The sequence below is a fragment of the Sulfitobacter sp. 1A12056 genome (assembly GCF_043558125.1).
In the GTDB taxonomy this organism is placed as follows: domain Bacteria; phylum Pseudomonadota; class Alphaproteobacteria; order Rhodobacterales; family Rhodobacteraceae; genus Sulfitobacter; species Sulfitobacter faviae.
Genome location: NZ_JBIFFY010000021.1, coordinates 1 through 1,892, shown reverse-complemented (window position 1 = coordinate 1,892; position 1,892 = coordinate 1). Strand labels below are relative to the sequence as shown.

General features: G+C 58.8%; 3 protein-coding genes. 2 read left to right on the top strand and 1 reads right to left on the bottom strand.

Annotated features, from left to right (window positions below):
- The first annotated feature begins 196 nt into the window (after positions 1 to 196).
- A complete protein-coding gene (locus ACGYLD_RS17315) occupies positions 197 to 370 on the top strand; it encodes a CsbD family protein (RefSeq protein WP_082852044.1) in 174 nt (57 codons plus the stop codon).
- Positions 371 to 431: 61 nt separating this feature from the next.
- Here ACGYLD_RS17315 and ACGYLD_RS17310 read toward each other — a convergent pair whose 3' ends face one another.
- Positions 432 to 590, bottom strand: coding sequence for a YqaE/Pmp3 family membrane protein (locus ACGYLD_RS17310; RefSeq protein WP_082852043.1), 159 nt, complete (start codon positions 588 to 590; stop codon positions 432 to 434).
- Positions 591 to 776: 186 nt separating this feature from the next.
- Here ACGYLD_RS17310 and ACGYLD_RS17305 point away from each other — a divergent pair, with 186 nt between their 5' ends.
- Entirely contained in the window at positions 777 to 1,637 is an 861-nt protein-coding gene (locus tag ACGYLD_RS17305) for a mechanosensitive ion channel family protein (RefSeq protein WP_394403361.1), read from the top strand.
- The last annotated feature ends 255 nt before the right edge of the window (positions 1,638 to 1,892 follow it).

Here is a 1,892-nt window from a genome sequence, read left to right as displayed (position 1 = left end):
TTTGCTGGAGCTACCAGCTGAAGGGATGCCTGTAACGGGAACACAACGGAGTAAACCCTCCGCCCCCGGGCACCATTTTTACCAGAACAATCAGGCGACACCCTCGCCACCATCAGCGCGTGATTTCCCTCACCCGCAACGGAACCCGCGCCTCCTGCCCAACGTTGTTCCCCTACCTAGATAGAGGAGAGCAACCATGGCAAATGACGACCAAGCTAAAGGCAAGGCGAAAGACATCGGTGGCAAGCTGAAAGAAGAAGCCGGCGATGCCACAGGCAACGAAGACCTGAAGCACGAAGGTCAGGCCGATCAGGCCGAGGGCAAAGTGCAAAAGGGTGTCGGTGACGCCAAGGACAAACTATCTGATTGATTGCAAAAGCGCGCCTCTTACCGGAGGCGCGCTTTCTCTATTCGGGCTGCTGCCCGCGCTCTCACCTTTTGATGATGATATAGAGCGCATGGACGATCCCGGGCAGGTAACCCAGCAAGGTCAGGAGAATGTTAATCCAGAAGTGCTTTCCCAGACCTTCCTGCAAGAACACCCCAAGAGGGGGCAGTAGGATGGCGATGATGATGCGAATGATGTCCATAGTGTCACGCCGGGTGCGCCGGGCTCCTTTCCAAATAGACTAAACCTTGCCCTAAGCTAGCCCCCGATCGTCGCACGGCCAGTGGTGGCGCGTTGAACGGGGCGCAAGTAACACTCGCCGCAGCATGGGTTTTGCGGCAAACTACCAAACAGCCAGAGGAGGGGTAGGGTGGAGCCAGTCAGGATCATGTGGCGCCAGATCATGGAGATGGCGCGAGAGACAATCGCACTTTTGCCGCAGATCGCTGTCGCAACCCTCGTCTTGATATTGACCTGGGCCATGGCCGCGCTTGGCCGGTCGCTGGTCAGCAAAACCCTGTCCCGCACCAAGCTGCGCCCGAGCCTTCAGGATCTCTTTACCCTACTGACGTCTATCCTCATCTGGATCTTTGGCATCATGATCGCGGCCGTGATCGTCTTTCCCGGGCTCACGCCTGCCAGCATTCTGGCGGGGCTCGGCATCGGGTCGGTCGCCATTGGCTTCGCTTTCAAGGACGTCTTTGAGAATTTCCTCGCCGGGATCATCATCCTCTTTCGCCGGGAAATGCGCATGGGGGATCATATCGAATGCGAGGGGATCGAGGGCAAGGTCACCCATATCGCCATTAGAGAGAGCCATATCCGCCAGACGGACGGGCAGCTGGTGATCGTGCCCAATGCGATGCTCTTTAAGAACCCCGTCTATGTGCGCACGGATCAAACGCACCGTCGGCAAACCGTGATCTGCGGGGTGGCCTATGATGTCGATCTGGGTGAAGCGCGGGCGGTGATCTCCGAAGCGGTCGCGCGCTGCGAGACGGTAGAGCAGGGGGAGCATCCGATTCAGGTCTTCGCCCAAGAGTTCGGGGAGTCCTCCATCAATTTCGAGGTCACTTGGTGGACAGGCTCAGCCCCGGTCGAGCAGCGACGTTCTCGGGATGAGGTGGTGACCGCGGTGAAACGGGCGCTGGACGAAGCAGGGCTAGAGATTCCTTTCCCTTACCGCACGCTCACCTTCAAAGAGCCGCTTCCGCTCAGCCGGGCGGAGGAGGATGCAGGGGAGGGGTAGGGCCTGCGCTGCGAGTCGCCGAGTTTGCCCTGTGATCCCGTGAATCGCGGTCGTTTCAAGGGCTGGCAGTGAAGGTATCGGCTCAGATAGGGCGGGGGAGGCCAGCTCCGGCGCGTTAGATGCGGGAAATTAGCACGCCATTTCAGCATCTTGCCGAAAAGTTCCTCGAAATCTCATCTTTTCTCAACTTTCTGCTTGCGGCTTTGCCTCACTAACCTTAGAACCCCCTCTACCGGCGGCGCTGAGACGCACCGC